This window comes from Pseudacidovorax intermedius (assembly GCF_001476815.1).
GTDB lineage: Bacteria > Pseudomonadota > Gammaproteobacteria > Burkholderiales > Burkholderiaceae_C > Xenophilus > Xenophilus intermedius_A.
Genome location: NZ_LDSL01000079.1, coordinates 21,781 through 37,066 on the forward strand (window position 1 = coordinate 21,781; position 15,286 = coordinate 37,066).

14 protein-coding genes are annotated in these 15,286 nt (G+C 70.2%); 8 read left to right on the forward strand and 6 right to left on the reverse strand.

The genetic code is table 11. The features are described from left to right. Nucleotides 1–60 precede the first annotated feature (60 nt). The 6 genes from NS331_RS13565 to NS331_RS13590 form a co-directional block, all read right to left on the reverse strand. Nucleotides 61–1,260 carry a Fic family protein gene (locus tag NS331_RS13565; RefSeq protein WP_242873742.1) on the reverse strand — a complete coding sequence of 400 codons (1,200 nt, stop codon included), beginning with the start codon at nt 1,258–1,260 and terminating at the stop codon, nt 61–63. A 127-nt stretch (nt 1,261–1,387) separates the two neighbouring features. Further along, nucleotides 1,388–2,749, reverse strand: a complete 1,362-nt coding sequence (locus NS331_RS13570) for a sigma-54-dependent transcriptional regulator (protein ID WP_058642516.1) — start codon at nt 2,747–2,749, stop codon at nt 1,388–1,390. Beyond that, nucleotides 2,746–4,575 carry a sensor histidine kinase gene (locus NS331_RS13575; protein ID WP_058642517.1) on the reverse strand — a complete coding sequence of 610 codons (1,830 nt, stop codon included), beginning with the start codon at nt 4,573–4,575 and terminating at the stop codon, nt 2,746–2,748. The genes NS331_RS13570 and NS331_RS13575 overlap by 4 nt, the downstream gene beginning before the upstream one ends. Nucleotides 4,576–4,755: 180 nt before the next feature. Then, nucleotides 4,756–6,099, reverse strand: coding sequence for a dicarboxylate/amino acid:cation symporter (locus NS331_RS13580; protein ID WP_058642518.1), 1,344 nt, complete (start codon nt 6,097–6,099; stop codon nt 4,756–4,758). A 235-nt stretch (nt 6,100–6,334) separates the two neighbouring features. Then, on the reverse strand, nt 6,335–6,814 hold the full coding sequence (locus NS331_RS13585) for an acyl-CoA thioesterase (protein ID WP_058642519.1): 480 nt from the start codon (nt 6,812–6,814) through the stop codon (nt 6,335–6,337). A gap of 36 nt (nt 6,815–6,850) precedes the next feature. Next, on the reverse strand, nt 6,851–7,759 hold the full coding sequence (locus tag NS331_RS13590; protein WP_058642520.1) for a LysR family transcriptional regulator: 909 nt from the start codon (nt 7,757–7,759) through the stop codon (nt 6,851–6,853). A 124-nt stretch (nt 7,760–7,883) separates the two neighbouring features. Between NS331_RS13590 and NS331_RS13595 the strand changes: the two genes are divergently transcribed. The 8 genes from NS331_RS13595 to NS331_RS13630 form a co-directional block, all read left to right on the forward strand. After that, nucleotides 7,884–9,113: a 3-hydroxybenzoate 6-monooxygenase gene (locus NS331_RS13595; protein WP_058642521.1), complete on the forward strand. Its 1,230-nt coding sequence runs from the start codon at nt 7,884–7,886 to the stop codon at nt 9,111–9,113. 101 nt (nt 9,114–9,214) lie between these two features. Then, the gene (locus NS331_RS13600; RefSeq protein WP_058642522.1) at nt 9,215–9,916 is read left to right on the forward strand and encodes a fumarylacetoacetate hydrolase family protein; all 702 of its coding nucleotides are present in this window, start codon (nt 9,215–9,217) and stop codon (nt 9,914–9,916) included. Nucleotides 9,917–9,978: 62 nt separating this feature from the next. Continuing rightward, the gene (locus NS331_RS13605; RefSeq protein ID WP_058642523.1) at nt 9,979–11,121 is read left to right on the forward strand and encodes a cupin domain-containing protein; all 1,143 of its coding nucleotides are present in this window, start codon (nt 9,979–9,981) and stop codon (nt 11,119–11,121) included. Between the two features lie 170 nt (nt 11,122–11,291). Beyond that, nucleotides 11,292–12,242, forward strand: coding sequence for a Bug family tripartite tricarboxylate transporter substrate binding protein (locus NS331_RS13610; RefSeq protein ID WP_440589388.1), 951 nt, complete (start codon nt 11,292–11,294; stop codon nt 12,240–12,242). A 72-nt stretch (nt 12,243–12,314) separates the two neighbouring features. Further along, nucleotides 12,315–13,295, forward strand: a complete 981-nt coding sequence (locus tag NS331_RS13615) for a Bug family tripartite tricarboxylate transporter substrate binding protein (RefSeq protein WP_058642525.1) — start codon at nt 12,315–12,317, stop codon at nt 13,293–13,295. A gap of 58 nt (nt 13,296–13,353) precedes the next feature. Then, nucleotides 13,354–13,605: a ribbon-helix-helix domain-containing protein gene (locus NS331_RS13620; protein ID WP_058642526.1), complete on the forward strand. Its 252-nt coding sequence runs from the start codon at nt 13,354–13,356 to the stop codon at nt 13,603–13,605. Continuing rightward, nucleotides 13,602–13,940, forward strand: a complete 339-nt coding sequence (locus NS331_RS13625) for a type II toxin-antitoxin system RelE/ParE family toxin (protein WP_058642527.1) — start codon at nt 13,602–13,604, stop codon at nt 13,938–13,940. The genes NS331_RS13620 and NS331_RS13625 overlap by 4 nt, the downstream gene beginning before the upstream one ends. A 57-nt stretch (nt 13,941–13,997) precedes the next feature. Next, nucleotides 13,998–15,286 (forward strand): FAD-dependent oxidoreductase (locus NS331_RS13630; RefSeq protein ID WP_058642528.1); only part of this gene is annotated, 1,289 nt, incomplete at its 3' end.

Consider the following 15,286-nt stretch of genomic DNA (forward strand, 5'->3'; position numbering starts at 1 on the left):
GCCGGGAGGGAGCGTGCAGCGCCAGCGCTGTGCTGTCTGCTCCTGCCATTCGACAGACCCTTATTCAGTGACAGCCGCCGCAGCCTCCGGATAGAGGCTTGGAAAGAGGATGTTCAGCGCGTGCAGCGGGAAGGCAAGCCGCAGCGCGCCACGATGGCCTTCGCTCTCCAGCAGCCCATCCTTGAGGAAGCGCGAAATCACTTTGCGGGCTGTGCGCTCTTCCAATCCCGTCATGCGGCTGAACTCGCCGCGCGACAGGGTTCCAGCGGCGGCGAGCATCCGGAGCGGCAATACTGCTTCTTCGCGGTACTCGGTCGAATCACCACCCGCTCGTCGCACCAGCACCCAGGCTTGAAGGCGTTCCCGCAAGCGATCCAGGTCCAGCATATGCGCCATGAAGCCGATCTGGTCCGCGCAGACTTCGAGGAAGTAATTGCACCAGTCCCAGAGTGCCTTCTCGCTGAGATTGCCGCGACCGTCCAGGTCGCCCTGACGCATGGCGTCAGCGCCGTCGAGCATCAGGTAGTAGCGGTCCCGGTCCCGCGCCAACCCCCGATTGACCGACCAGAGTCCTCCGCTCAGAAGAAACAGGGCGCAGTGCGTCTGCAGGCGTACCGCACGGCCGTTGCCATCCTCGAAGGGGTGGGTCCACATCATCCGGTGATGGGCGGCGGCCACGGTGTAGAGCAGCGCATCGACGCCTTTCAGGCGGCCATACACCTCGTCCATCCGCTCGAGAAACAGCGGAACTGAAGACCAGGTCGGCGGCTGGTGGCGGCCAACGGCCACGTCGTGCCGGCGAAGTTCGCCGGGCAGGATCTCGCGGCCATCGTCGGTACGCCGGTCCGCCGCCGGAAGTCGCTCGTAGAGCTGGCGATGGGCCAGCTGCACAAAGCCGCTGGACAGCGCCTGTGCCTCTGCGCTCACCAGCGGCTCGAGCGCCCGCTCGGCCTCGATGTGCGCCAGCGCCAGCCGCTGCCGCCGCGCCACATCGGGTGTCGCTGAAAAGTCCTGCCGAAGCGCCTGTTCGATGTGGGCGGGATGTGTGCTCTGCCCCTCGATCCGGTTGGAATAGTACGAGTTCATGGATCGCACGATCTCGCGCAGACCAGCCCGCACCGGCTCGCTGGCCGCGGCCTTGAGGGCGGCCGACTTTTCGAATACCTCCCGTGTCCGCTCCCGAAGCAGGTCCAGCCTTTGGGCGGGAACCAGCGGCTCGAACTGATGCGGCTGGTCGAAGACAGCGATGCGATTAGACACCAAGAATTTCCGGTTCAGTTTCCGCTCATTCTATGAATATGTCATTGAATGACAGCAACTTATGAATCAGACGGCCAAATCGCGATTCCGGTTCTTTTTCCGGCTCTTTCTCCGGTGGCCCCAGCCGCTACTCCTCCCGCCTATACCCCGCCGCATCGATCCCCAGCCGCTTGAGCTTGTCGTACAGCGTGGCCTTGGCGATGCCCAGCTCCTTGGCGGCCTGGGGCACGTCGCCGTGCAGGCGGCGCAGGGCTTCGATGAGCAGGGTGCGCTCGATCTGCTCCATGTGCTCCGGCAGCGAGACGCCGCGCTGGCCACCGCCCAGGGCGTCGGAAAAGCTGTCGCCCAGCAGGCCCAGCACGTAGCGGTCGGCCACGTTGCGCAGCTCGCGCACGTTGCCGGGCCACGCGTGGCCGAGCAGCGCCGACAGCGCCTGGGTGTCGGGCACCGGCGCGGGCTGGCAGTAGCGCTTGGCGGCCTGCAGCGTGAAGTGCTCGAAGAGCAGCGGGATGTCCTCGCGCCGCTCGCGCAGCGGGGGCAGCTCGATGAAGGCCACGCCCAGGCGGTAGTACAGGTCGGCGCGAAAGCGTCCCTGCTCGCTGGCCTCGCGCAGGTCCACCTTGCTGGCGGCGATCACGCGGCAGTCCACGCTCACCTGCTGGTTGGAGCCCACGCGCTCGATGGTGCGCTCCTGCAGCGCGCGCAGCAGCTTGACCTGAACCGCCATCGGCATGCTCTCGATCTCGTCGAGGAACAGCGTGCCGCCGTGCGCATGCTCGAACTTGCCGATGCGGCGCTTGACGGCGCCGGTGAAGGCACCGGCCTCGTGGCCGAAGAGTTCGCTGTCGACCAGGTTCTCGGGCAGGCCGCCGCAGTTGACCGGCACGAAATGGCCGCCGCGGCGGCTGCTGCGCTCGTGCAGGCAGCGGGCGACCAGGTCCTTGCCGGTGCCGGTCTCGCCATAGATGACCACGTCGGCCGGCGTGGCGGCCAGCGTGCGCACGGCCTGGCGCACGCGTTCCATGGCGGCGGAGCGGCCGATGAGCGTGGCCTTGATGCCGCTCCAGTCGTCCAGTTCGCGGCGCAGCGATTCCACTTCGAGCGCCAGCCGGCGCTGCTCGGCGGCGCGGCGCACCACGGCCACCAGCCGATCGGAGGCATAGGGCTTCTCGATGAAGTCGTAGGCACCGTCTCGCATGGCCTGGACCGCCATGGCGATGTCGCCATGGCCGGTGACCAGGATCACGGGCAGTTGCGGATCGGCCCGGCGCAGCTCGGCCTGCCAGCCCAGCCCGCTCTGGCCGGGCAGCTGCACGTCGCACACCACCACGGCGGGCACGCCCTCGGTGATGGCGGCACGCGCGGGCTCGACGGCGCCGAAGGCCTGCACCTCGAAGCCGGCCAGGTCCAGTGCCTGGGCGGCGCCCAGGCGCACGTCCTCGTCGTCCTCGACCAGCAGCACGCGGATGGGATGGGTGGGGGCGTTCATGGTTCGTCGCGGGGGGCGGAAGCGCTGGCGGAGGGATCGGCGTCGGCGGCGGGCAGTTCGATGACGAAGGCGGCACCGGCGCCCTCGGGCATCTCGCCGGGCCGGGCCAGGCGCAGGCTGCCGCCGAAGGCCTGGATGATATGGGCCGACATCATCAGCCCCAGGCCCAGGCCGCGGCCGGCGGGCTTGGTGGTGAAGAAGGGCTCGAACAGCCGCGCCTGCGCCGCGGGCGGGATCGACGGGCCGCTGTTGGCGACGACGATGCGGCAGAGGGCGGCGCCATCGGCCATCCCAGGGGCCCCGTCGTTGCCGAGGGGCGCGGCGGTGGGCACGCACTGCGCCGCCACGCCGATCCACCGCGTGCCGGCGGGCACCTCGGCCAGCGCATCGGCCGCGTTGCCGACGAGGTTGGCCAGCACCTGCACCAGGCGCGTCTCCTCGGCCATCACGGCCAGCGCGGCGGGCACGGCGCCGGTGCGCAGGTCCACGCCCAGCTCGCGCAGGCGGGGCGCATGCAGCAGCGCGGCCTCGCGCAGGGCGCGCTCCAGCAGCACCGGCACCGGCGGATCGGTGCGCTTGTGGGCAAAGACCTTGAGCTGCGCCGTGAGCCGGCCGAGCCGGTTCACCAGTTGCGCGATGCGCCCGAGGTTGGCGCGCGCATCCTCGGTGCGGCCCCGCTCGAGCAGGAGCACCGCGTTGTCGGACAGGGTGTTGAGGGCCGCCAGCGGCTGGTTGAGCTCGTGCACCATGCCCGCCGACATCTGGCCCAGCACGGCCAGCTGGCCGGCATGCACCAGCTCGGCCTGGGCGGCGCGCAGCTCGGCGGTGCGCTCCTGCACGCGGCGCTCGAGGGAATCGTTGGCGGCCTGCAGGGCGGCCCGGCTGGCCAGCTGCTGGCGCACCAGCCGGCGGCGCTGGCGCATCACCAGCAGGCCCAGCAGCAGGGCGGCGGCGGCCAGCGCAGCACCCGCGCCGGCGGCGGCGGCCACGGCCCGCACGGGCCCCTCGTCGCTCAGCAGCACCAGGCGCCAGCGGCCGGCATCCAGGCGGTGCACGGTGGCGGCGTAGATGCGGCCATCCAGGCGCACCTCGCGCACCGGGCCGGGCTCCAGCGGGCCGGCGCCCGCCAGGCGCCACGGCAGCGGCGTGAGCGCGGCGTCGCCATAGCGGCGCGACGTGGCCGCCTCGGCCCGCTCGGCCGGCGACAGCGGCGCGATGGGGCGGTACTTCCAGTCCTCGCGCGAGGCCAGGATGGCGACCTGGTGCTCGTCCAGCAGCAGCATCTCGCCGGGCAGCTGGCGCCAGGCCAGCGCCGCCGGCCGCAGGTCGATCTTGACGGTGGCCACGCCGCGCACCGGGCCGCCGCGCGGCAGCGCATAGGCCAGGTAGTAGCCGGGCACGCGGCTGGTGACGCCGATGCCGTAGAAGCGCCCGCGGCCGCCGGCCAGCGCCTCGCGCAGGTAGGGCCGGTACGACAGGTTCTGGCCGGCCGGCGAGCCGAGCTGGCCGTCGTCGCTGGCGGCGGCGGCCACGCCGCCGGGTTCGAGCACGTAGAGCGTCTCGGCCCCGGCGATGGCGTTGAGCGCATGCAGGTAGTGGCTGGCCTGGGCACGCAGCGCCGGATCGAAGGGGCTGGCCAGCAGCTGCTGCACCTGGGGCGAGGTTTCCAGCAGCGCGGGCAGGTAGTCGAAGCGCGCCAGCTCGGCCTCGATGCGGCTGACCTCCATGTCCAGCCGGTGGTCGGCCGCCTCGCCCAGGCGGTCCAACCCGATGCGCAGCGCCAGCGCATAGGCGCCCCAGGCGGCCAGCGCCACCAGGGCGAGCACGGCCAGCGCCGGCCCGAGGCGCGCGCGCGCCGCCGCCGTCGGTGCAAAAGAAAAAGGGGCGCGTCGCGCCCCCGAAGGATGTGGTGCCACGGCCCGAGTATGGCCGTGGCGCGCCGGCCGGTGCCGACGAAGAGGGGCGCCGGCCGGCCCTCAGGGGCCGCGCCGGTCCACCGGTGGTACTCAGGCCTTGGCGGGGAAGGGCGCGGTCTTGGCGTCCAGCACCTGCTCGGGCGCGTCGGCGTCCAGCACCGTTTCGTTGTCCAGCACCTTCTGCATGCGGCCCTCGTCCAGATCGCCGGTCCACTTGCCGACCACCACCGTGGCCACGGTGTTGCCGATCAGGTTGGTCAGGGCGCGGGCCTCGCTCATGAAGCGGTCGATGCCCAGGATCAGCGCCAGGCCGGCCACCGGCACGTGGCCCACGGCCGACAGCGTGGCCGCCAGCACGATGAAGCCGCTGCCGGTGACGCCGGCGGCGCCCTTGGAGGTCAGCAGCAGCACCAGCAGCAGCGTGACCTGGTGCGTGATGTCCAGCTGGGTGTTGGTGGCCTGCGCGATGAACACGGCCGCCATGGTCAGGTAGATGGAGGTGCCGTCCAGGTTGAAGGAGTAGCCCGTGGGCACCACCAGGCCGACCGTGGACTTGCGCACGCCCAGGTTCTCCAGCTTGGCCATGATGCGCGGCAGCGCGGCCTCGGAGCTGCTGGTGCCCAGCACGATCAGCAGTTCTTCCTTGATGTACTTGATCAGCTTCCAGATGCCGAAGCCGTGCAGCCGCGCCACGATGGCCAGCACCACGAAGATGAACAGCAGGCAGGTGGCGTAGAAGGTGCCCATCAGGAAGGCCAGCTGCTTGAGCGAGCCGACGCCGTACTTGCCGATGGTGAAGGCCATGGCGCCGAAGGCACCGATGGGGGCGACCTTCATGATGTAGCCGACGATCACGAAGAGCACGTGCGAGGACTTCTCGATCAGGTCGAACACCAGCGTGCCGCGGCCGCCGAAGCGGTGCAGGGCGAAGCCGAACATCACGGCCACCAGCAGCACCTGCAACATCTCGCCCTTGGCGAAGGCGTCCACCACGGTGGTGGGGATGATGTTGAGCAGGAAGTCGGTCGTGCTCTGCATCTTGCCCGGGCCGGTGTAGGCGGCGATGGCCTTGGTGTCCAGCGAGGCGGGGTCGACGTTCATGCCGACGCCGGGCTTGACGACGTTGACGATGATCAGGCCGAGGATCAGCGCCACGGTGCTCATGATCTCGAAGTACAGCAGGGCGTAGCCGCCGGTCTTGCCGACCTTCTTCATGTCTTCCATGCCCGCGATGCCGACCACCACGGTGCAGAAGATGATCGGCGCGATGATCATCTTGATGAGCTTGATGAAGCCGTCGCCCAGCGGCTTCATGTCGGTGCCGAGCGCGGGATAGAAGTGGCCCAGGAGCACGCCGATGACGATGGCGACGATGACCTGGAAATAGAGGGACCGGTAAAGCGGCTGGCGGCGGGCGGGTGTCGGGTCTTGCATGCGGGCTCCTGGGGTGTCTCCGTGGCGGGAATGGGCGCCATCGTTGGCGGCCGCTTCTTAGCGCAAGGAGGGTGCCAGCCCGGACGGGCCGCGGAGGCAATGCAAGTTGTTGTTTTTGAAGGTCTTTTTCCAGGCCATCGGCTCGTGGTTCGGCCGCTGCCGGACTGGCCGCGGCAGGGGCGTCCGGCGCGCCGGACGCCATGTCCCGGGAAAACCCTAGGGGCTCGGCGGCCGCTCAGTCCGCCGAACCGCTCAGGCTGGGCGCCGGCGCGTGGCTCACCTGCCGCGCCGCTTCCAGGTGGGCGCGGGCGCGTTCGGCCAGGGCGATCTCGCCCGGCGTGGCCGGCTGGAAGGAATCCACCACCAGCGGCCGGCCATGCGAATCGACCGCCACGAAGACGATCAGGCATTCGGTGGTGCGCACCATCTGCCCGCCCTTGAGGTCGCCGCTGCGCACCTCCACCGAGATGTTCATGCTGGTCTTGCCGGTGTAGGCCATGCGCGCCTCCACCTCGACCAGGTCGCCGATCATGATCGGCCGGTGAAAGCGGATGCTGCCGATGAAGACGGTGACGCAGTAGTTGTGCGACCAGCCGGTGGCGCAGGCATAGCCGGCCTCGTCGATCCACTTCATCACTGTGCCGCCGTGCACCTTGCCGCCGAAGTTGACGGTGCTGGGTTCGGCCAGGAAGCGCAGGACGATGGAGGAGGACATGGCGGCGAGTCTCGAAGGTGACAGTGGGGAGGCGCATTATCCCGGCGCACCGCCGCCGCCGAACAGCTCGGCCAGCGTGCGCCGCAGCCAGGCATTGCCGTCGTCGGCATGGAAGCGCGCATGCCAGTGCTGCTTGACCGCATAGGCCGGCAGGGCGAAGGGCGGCTCGATGATGCGCACCGGCTCCTGCGTGGCCAGGATCTGGCCCAGCACGCGCGGCACGATCACCACCAGCTCGGTCTGCGCCACGATGCGCGCCACGCCCAAAAAGCTCGACAGCCGCACCGCCACCTTGCGCTCGATGCCGGCGCGGGCGATGGTCTTGTCGACGATGGCATGGCCGGTGCCCGACGAGGCGATGACCGCATGCGGCTCGGCCGCGAAGGCCTTGCGGGTGAGCTTGCTGCCGATGCGCGGATGGTCCTTGGCCACCAGGCAGACGAAGTTCTGGCGGAAGAGCGTCTGGCCGTAGAAGCCGGCCTCCAGCTGCGGCATGAAGCCCACGGCCAGGTCGACCTCGCCGTCCTCCAGCCGGCGGGCGCTGGCGGCGGAGACGATCTCGGTCTCCACCTGCACGCCGGGCGCCTCGCGGCCCAGGTGGTCCAGCAGGCGCGGCAGCAGCACCACCTCGCTGATGTCGGTCAGGCAGATGCGGAAGCGCCGCGTCGCCGTTGCCGGGTCGAAGGCCGCGCGGCTGGCGCGGGCCTGCTCGATCTGCGCCAGCGCCTCGCGCAGGGCGGGCTGGATCTTCTGCGCATGCGGCGTGGGCTGCATGCCCAGGGCCGTGCGCTCGAACAGCCGGTCGTCGAAATGCGCGCGCAGCTTGTTGAGCGCGGTGCTGGCCGCCGCCTGCGCGATGCCCAGGCGCTCCGCCGCCTTGGAGACGCTGGCGGTCTGCCAGACTTCGTCGAACACCTTGAGCCATTCCAGGTCCAGCTTGGACATGCGCGAATCCCCACTATCGAAAAACGCGATGCCGAGTATCCGCCACAGTGCTTGAAGCAATAGTGGGGGCTGCCAACAATCCGCAGCATTGACAGGCATCAATGCAGAACAGCCGGAGACAGGCATGGCATCCCCCGCATCCCCACGCGCATCCGTTTCTTCCTCGTCCACGCTGCCGGTGCTGGTGGCCGGCGGCGGCATCGGCGGCATTGCCGCCGCGCTGGCGCTGGTGCGCCGCGGCTTCGACGTGATGGTGCTGGAGCAGGCTGGGCAGCTGGGCGAGATCGGCGCTGGCATCCAACTGGGGCCCAATGCCTTCGCGGCCTTCGACGCGCTGGGCATCGGCGAGATCGCCCGGGCCCGTGCCGTCTACACCGACGAGATGGTGATGCACGACGCGCTGGACGAGACGCTGGTGGGCCGCATTCCCACCGGCGAGGCCTTCCGCCAGCGCTTCGGCAATCCCTATGCCGTGATCCACCGCGCCGACGTGCACGGCTCGCTGCTGGAGGGCGCCCGCGCCACCGGCCGCATCGAAATCGCCACCGCCACGCAGGTGCAGCGCGTGGCGCAGGACGACGAGGGCGTGACCGTGGTCAGCAGCGACGGCCGCAGTTTTCGCGGCTGCGCGCTGATCGGCGCGGACGGCGTGAAGTCCGCCGTGCGACGCCAGTACGTGGGCGACGAGGCCCGCGTGTCGGGCCACGTGGTCTACCGCGCCGTGGTGGACCGCGCCGACTTTCCGCCCGACCTGCAATGGAACGCCGCCAGCATCTGGGTGGGGCCCAACTGCCACCTGGTTCACTACCCGCTGCGCGGCGGCGAGCAGTACAACGTGGTCGTCACCTTCCACAGCCGCGAGCAGGAGGAGTGGAGCGTGCGCGAGGGCAGCCGCGAGGAGGTGCAGAGCTACTTCGAGGGCATCTGCGCCCGCGCCCGCCAGCTGATCGACCTGCCCCGCGACTGGAAGCGCTGGGCCACCGCCGACCGCGAGCCCATCGGGCAGTGGGTCTTCGGCCGCGCGGCCCTGCTGGGCGATGCCGCCCATCCCACACTGCAGTACCTGGCGCAGGGCGCCTGCATGGCGATGGAAGACGCCGTGACACTGGGCGAGGCCCTGCGCGTGCACGACGGCCAGTGGGACAAGGCCTTCGCCCTCTACCAGCGCTCGCGCGTGGCCCGCACCGCCCGCGTGGTGCTGTCGGCACGCGAGATGGGCCGCATCTTCCACGCCAAGGGCGTGGAGCGCCTGGTGCGCAACGACCTGTGGAAGGGCCGCTCGCCGGAGCGCTTCTACGACGCGATGGAGTGGCTGTACGGCTGGACCGCCGCCACCTGCTTGTCTGCCGATTGACGGCAGCGTCTTCGTTCGCACCGGGTCACCCCACACCGTTCGCGCTGAGCCTGTCGAAGCGCCGCCCCCACCTCTTCACCCGACCAACCGCCCAACCACCCATGACCGACTACCTCTGGACCCCACCCCCCGTCGCCTCGCTGCCCGTGCGCGGCGACAGCCGCCGCCTGCCGGTCAACCGCCTCTTCTTCGTCGGCCGCAACTACCACGCCCATGCGGTGGAGATGGGCCGCCCGGTCGACAAGTCGGTGGAGCAGCCCTTCTACTTCACCAAGGCCCCGTCCACGCTGGTCGAGTCCGGCGCCACCGTGGCCTATCCGCCCGGCACGCAGAACTTCCATTTCGAGATGGAACTGGTCGTCGTCATCGGCGCCGCGGGCTTCCGCGTGCCGCGCGACGACGCCGGCCGCCTCGTCTACGGCTATGCCTGCGGCCTGGACATGACCCGCCGCGACCTGCAGCTGGTGGCGCGCGACAAGGGCCGGCCCTGGGACCTGGGCAAGGACGTCGAGCAGTCCTCCGTCTGCTCCGAGGTCGTGCCGATGGCCGGCACCGTGCTGTCGCAGGGCGAGATCGCGCTGCAGGTCAATGGCGAGACGAAGCAGAAGTCCGACCTCGACAAGCTGATCTGGAACATCCCCGAGCTGATCGAGGACCTGTCGAAGTACTACCACCTGCAGCCCGGCGACCTGATCTACACCGGCACGCCCGAAGGTGTGGGTCCGGTCCAGAGCGGCGACCGCATCACGGGCAACGTGCAGGGCGTGGGCGAGATCGCCCTGTCCATCGGCCCCGCGGCATGATGGCGGCCGGCGCGCACTGACTGCCCCAACCCGGCGCAAACCCGACAGGAGACACGCATTCCATGGCTGCCGTGATCGACACCCTTCCCTCCCCCGTACGGCTGCAGGCCGTGGCCGCCCCCGGCCAGCCCGAGCCCACGTCCGCCCTGAGCCAGCTCTACCGCGGCTTCGAGGAGGAGCTGCTGGTGCCCCTGTGGACGCAAATCGGCAGCCTGATGCCGCCGCATCCGCGCAGCAAGGCGGCGCCGCACCTGTGGCGCTGGGCGCGGCTCAAGCAACTGGCGGCCGAGGCCGGCAACCTGGTGCCGGTGGGGCGCGGCGGCGAGCGCCGGGCCATCGCCCTGGCCAACCCGGCACTGGGCGGCCAGCCCTATGCCACGCCCACGCTGTGGGCCGCCATCCAGTACCTGATGCCGGGCGAGCATGCGCCCGAGCACCGCCACACGCAGAACGCCTTCCGCTTCGTGGTCGAGGGCGAAGGCGTGTGGACCGTGGTCAACGGCGATGCGGTGCGCATGGCGCGCGGCGACTTCCTGCCACAGGCGGCCTGGAACTTCCATGCCCACCACAACGCCGCCACCGAACCCATGGCCTGGATCGACGGGCTGGACATTCCCTTCGCCTACTACACCGAGTCGCAGTTCTTCGAGCATGGCCGCGAGCAGCTGAGCGAGGCCGAATGCGGCACGCCCGCGCGCTCGCGCTCCGAGCGGCTATGGGCCCATCCGGGCCTGCGGCCCCTTTCGCAGGAAGCCGACACGCCCGCCACCCCGCTGCTGGCCTACCGCTGGGCCGACACCGACCGCGCCCTGGCCGACCAGCTCGAACTGGAAGACGAAGGCCACCCCGGCGTGCTCAGCCCCGGCCATGCGGCCGTGCGCTTCACCCACCCGGGCACGGGCCGCGACGTGCTGCCCACGATGCGCTGCGAGATGCACCGCGTGCGCGCCGGCGGCCGCACGCGCACTTGGCGCGAAGTCGGCGGCTCGGTGTACCAGGTCTTCGACGGTACCGGCAGCGTGACGGTGGGCGACAAGGCCTGGCGCGTGCAGCGCGGCGACCTCTTCGTCGTGCCCTCCTGGCAGCCCTTCTCGGCCACGTGCGATGCGCACGCCGCCTCGCTCGACCTGTTCCGCTTCGGCGATGCGCCGATCTTCGAGGCGCTGAACCAGTACCGCATGCAGGTCGACGACCTGGCCGTCTGAGCGCCAGGCTCTTCAGGCAGAACGTCGACCCGCGCCTGCCCCCGGCTTCGACAGGCTCAGCCCGAACGGTCGGGGGTCGACAGACCGCATGGCGCCTGCGCCGGCCCTAACCCGCTTTCCCATTCCCGCCAACAACACCGGAGACATCCTTGAAATTCCTTCTCCCCGCCCTGGCCGCCGCTTTCGCTGCCTCAACGACCTTCGCCCAGACCGCCACCGACTACCCCACCAAGCCGGTGACCATCGTCACGCCCTTCGCGGCCGGCAGCGGCCCAGACGCCGTGCTGCGCCTGGTCAGCGACAAGCTGGGCAAGCTGTGGAACCAGCGCGTGACCATCGACAACAAGCCCGGCGGCGGCGGCTTCATCGCCATCGACGCGGCCCGCCGGGCACAGCCCGACGGCTACACCCTGATCCAGTTCGACAGCGAGCACTTGGCCGCGCTGCCGCACCTGTACAAGACGCGCCACTTCGTGACGCTGCAGCACTTCGACCCGGTGGCCGCGCTGTTCCGCACGCCCTTCTTCGTGGCGGTCAGCAGCGAGTCGAAGTGGAAATCGATGGCCGACCTGATCGCCGAGGCCAAGGTGAAGCCCGGGCAGATCACCTACGGCTCCTGGGGCGTGGGCAGCCCCGGCCACCTGGGCGGCCAGCAGCTGGACGCGCTGACCGGCACGCAGATGAACCATGCGCCCTACCGCGAGGTGTCGCAGCTGTATGCCAACGTGGGCACGGGCGAAGTGCCGTGGGCCTTCGCCAGCATCCCGTCCAGCCAGGGCATCTACAGGGCCGGCAAGCTCAAGTATCTGGCCGTGGCCGCGAAGAAGCGCGTGCCCCAGATGCCCGACGTGCCCACCATGGCCGAGTCGGGCGGACCAGCCGAGCTGGAGGTCAATTCCTTCGTGTCGCTGCTGGCGCCCAAGGGCGTGCCGGACGCCATCAAGAAGAAGATCAACGCCGACGTCGCCAAGGTGATCGCCGATCCCGAGATCCGCGCCCGCTTCGACACCTTCGCCTTCGAGCCGCTCGCCTGGTCGCCGGAGGAGATCGCACGGCAGGCCGAGATCAAGTCCAAGGTGTACGGCGAGCTGGTGCGGCGCGGGAACATCAGCCTGGATTGAGTTGGCGAGCAAGCGCCGCGCAAGCCCCCTAGACTCGGCGCCTCCCTCCCTTTCCGGCACCTGACCGATCCCATGTCGATTGCACGCAGAACCCTTCTCGCCACCGCCTGCGCCCTGCTGGCCGCCGGCAGCGCGCAGGCCCAGAGCGCCAGCCCCGGCGGCGCCTGGCCCACCAAGCCGATCCGCCTGGTGGTGGGCTTTCCGGGCGGCTCCACGCCCGACATTGCCGCCCGCGTGCTCGCCGAGCCGCTGGCCCGGGCCCTGGGCCAGCCGGTGGTGGTGGACAACAAGCCGGGCGCGTCCGGCAACATCGCGGCCGACACCGTGGCCAAGGCCACCGACGACCACACCCTGGGCATCGTCATCAACGGCAACCTCACGTCGTCGAAGATGCTCTATGCCAAGCTGCCCTACGACCCGGCCAAGGACTTCAGCTACCTGTCGCTGATCGCCACCGCGCCGCTGGTGCTGGTGGCCAGCAACGACATTCCCACGGGCAAGGACTTCCTGGCCGCGGCGCACGCCTCCGGCACGAAGTGGAACTACGGCTCGGTGGGCGTGGGCTCGGTCGGCCACCTGGGCATGGAACTGCTCAAGAACCGCATCCCCGGCATGGACGCCACGCACGTGCCCTACGCCGGCAATCCGCAGGTGGTGACCGCCATGATCGGCGGCCAGGTGCAGCTGGCCCTGGTGCCCCCGGCCATCGCCATTCCGCAGGTCAAGGCTGGCAAGCTCAAAGCCATCGGCCTGACCAGCGGCCGCAGCACCCTGGCGCCGGAGTACGCGCCCCTGGCCGACCTGGGCGTGCGCGACTTCAACCTGGAGGTCTGGACCGCCCTGCTCGGCCCCGCCAGCCTGTCGCCCGCCGCCAAGGCGCGCATCACCCAGGAAATCGCCACGATCATGAAGAACCCCGAGGTGCGCCAGCAGCTCTTCGACAAGGGCTGGCAGCCGGTCGGCACCTCGCCCGAGGGCATGCGCCTGCGCGTGCAGGACGAGGCGGCGATCATGAGCAGGATCATTCAGGCGCGGGGGATCAAGCTGCAGTGAACGGCGCCTTGGCAGGGATTTCTTGCCAATTTTTGCCAAAGCATGCAGAGTACGCCGCATGAGCACCATGAACATCTCCCTGCCCGACAGCCTCAAGGCCTTTGTGGATGCGCAGGTCGGGGAACGCGGCTTCGGCACCAGCAGCGAGTACGTGCGCGAACTGATCCGCCGCGATCAGGAGCGGATGCGACTGCGCGCTCTGCTGCTGGCCGGTGCGGAATCGGCGCCCGGCGAGGTGGTCACGCCCGCCTATTTCGATCGCCTGCGCGTGCGGGCGGGTGGCAAGAACAAGGCCGCTCGCGTCCGATGAAGTCCAAGCCGGTCGTTCCACGCCAGGCCGCCCTGCGCGACGTGGACGACGCGGTGGACTGGTATCTGCGTCAGGACGCGCCGCCGGCCGCACTTGGATTCATCGACGAACTCGAGCGCGCCTATGCCCACATCGGCCGCCATCCTGCGACCGGTTCACCGCGCTATGCACACGCGCTTGACCTTCCTGGCTTGCGCTTCTGGCCTCTCAAGCGCTTCCCTTACCTCGTGTTCTACGTGGAGCATGCAGACCGCATCGACGTCTGGCGCGTGCTCGCCAGCGATCGCGATCTGCCCACCTGGCTGCGCGAGACGCAAGGACCAGAGCACACGTGAATCGACGGCCAGACTGATGCGCAGTCTCGAGGCCACGCCCGAGCAACGACGAACGACATGACGACCAGTCCAGAACTCATCCACGAACCCGCCCGCACCCTCCCCGTCTTCGGCGAATGGGACGTCGTGGTCGTCGGCGGCGGCCCGGCCGGCATCGCGGCGGCAGTGAGCGCCGCGCGGCAGGGCGCGCGCACGCTGCTGGTGGAACGCTACGGCTTCCTCGGCGGCATGGGCACGGCCGGCGGGGTGACCAACTTCGCGGGCCTCTATGGCCGGCGCGGCGGCGAGATGCAGCTGCTGGTGCGCGGCGTGGCCGACGAACTGCTGGCGCGCATCGACGCGCTGGGCGGCCTCAACCGGCCGCAGGACGGCATGCAGGGCCGCATCCGCGTGCGCTCCTACGACACCTCGGCCTACAAGTGCGCCGCCGACCAGATGCTGGCCGATGCGGGCGTGGACCTGCTCTTCCACGCCTGGGCCGCAGCCGTGGTGCTGGACGGCGCGCGCATCGCCGCGCTGGTGGTCGAGACCAAGTCCGGCCGCCAGGCGATCCGCGCCGCGGCCTTCGTCGATGCCAGCGGCGATGCCGACGTGGCGGCCTTCGCCGGCGTGCCCTTCGAGGTCGGCGATGGGCAGGGCAGCGGGCTCTTCCCCACCACCATGTTCCGCGTCGGCCAGGTCGATGCGGAGCCGGCGCTGGAAGCGGTGGGCGAGTTCAAGGCCATCAACGACTGGATCGAACGCGTCAAGGCCGCCAAGCCCGGCGAGTACCGCTTCGCGCGCGAAGGCGCGATCCTGCGGCCCAACATCGACCCGCGCGAATGGCGCGCCAACGTCACGCAGATCCGCAATGCCGAAGGCCGTGCGATGAACGGCGTGGACGCGCGCGAGCTGAGCGCGGGCGAGCTGGAGGGCCGGCGGCAGGTGGCCGAGTTCCACCGCTTCCTCAAGGCCGAGATCCCGGGCTTCGCGCAGTCGGCCATCGTGGAGATCGCACCCCAGGTGGGCATCCGCGAGACCCGGCGCATCCGCGGCCTCTACGCGCTGGCCGGCGAGGACATCCTGGGCTCGGCGAAATTCGACGACGTGATCGGCCTGAGCGCCTGGCCGATGGAGCTGCATGCGGACGGCCGCATCGAGTGGGGCTTTCCGCGCGACGCCGACAACGCCTACCACCACCTGCCGTGGCGCATGCTGGTGCCGCTGGGCGTGGACAACCTGCTGGTGGCCGGCCGCTGCGCCAGCATGACGCACGAGGGCCAGTCAGCCGCCCGGGCCAGCGGCGGCTGCTTCGCGATGGGCCAGGCGGCCGGAACTGCGGCGGCGCACCTCGGCACGGGCCGCTT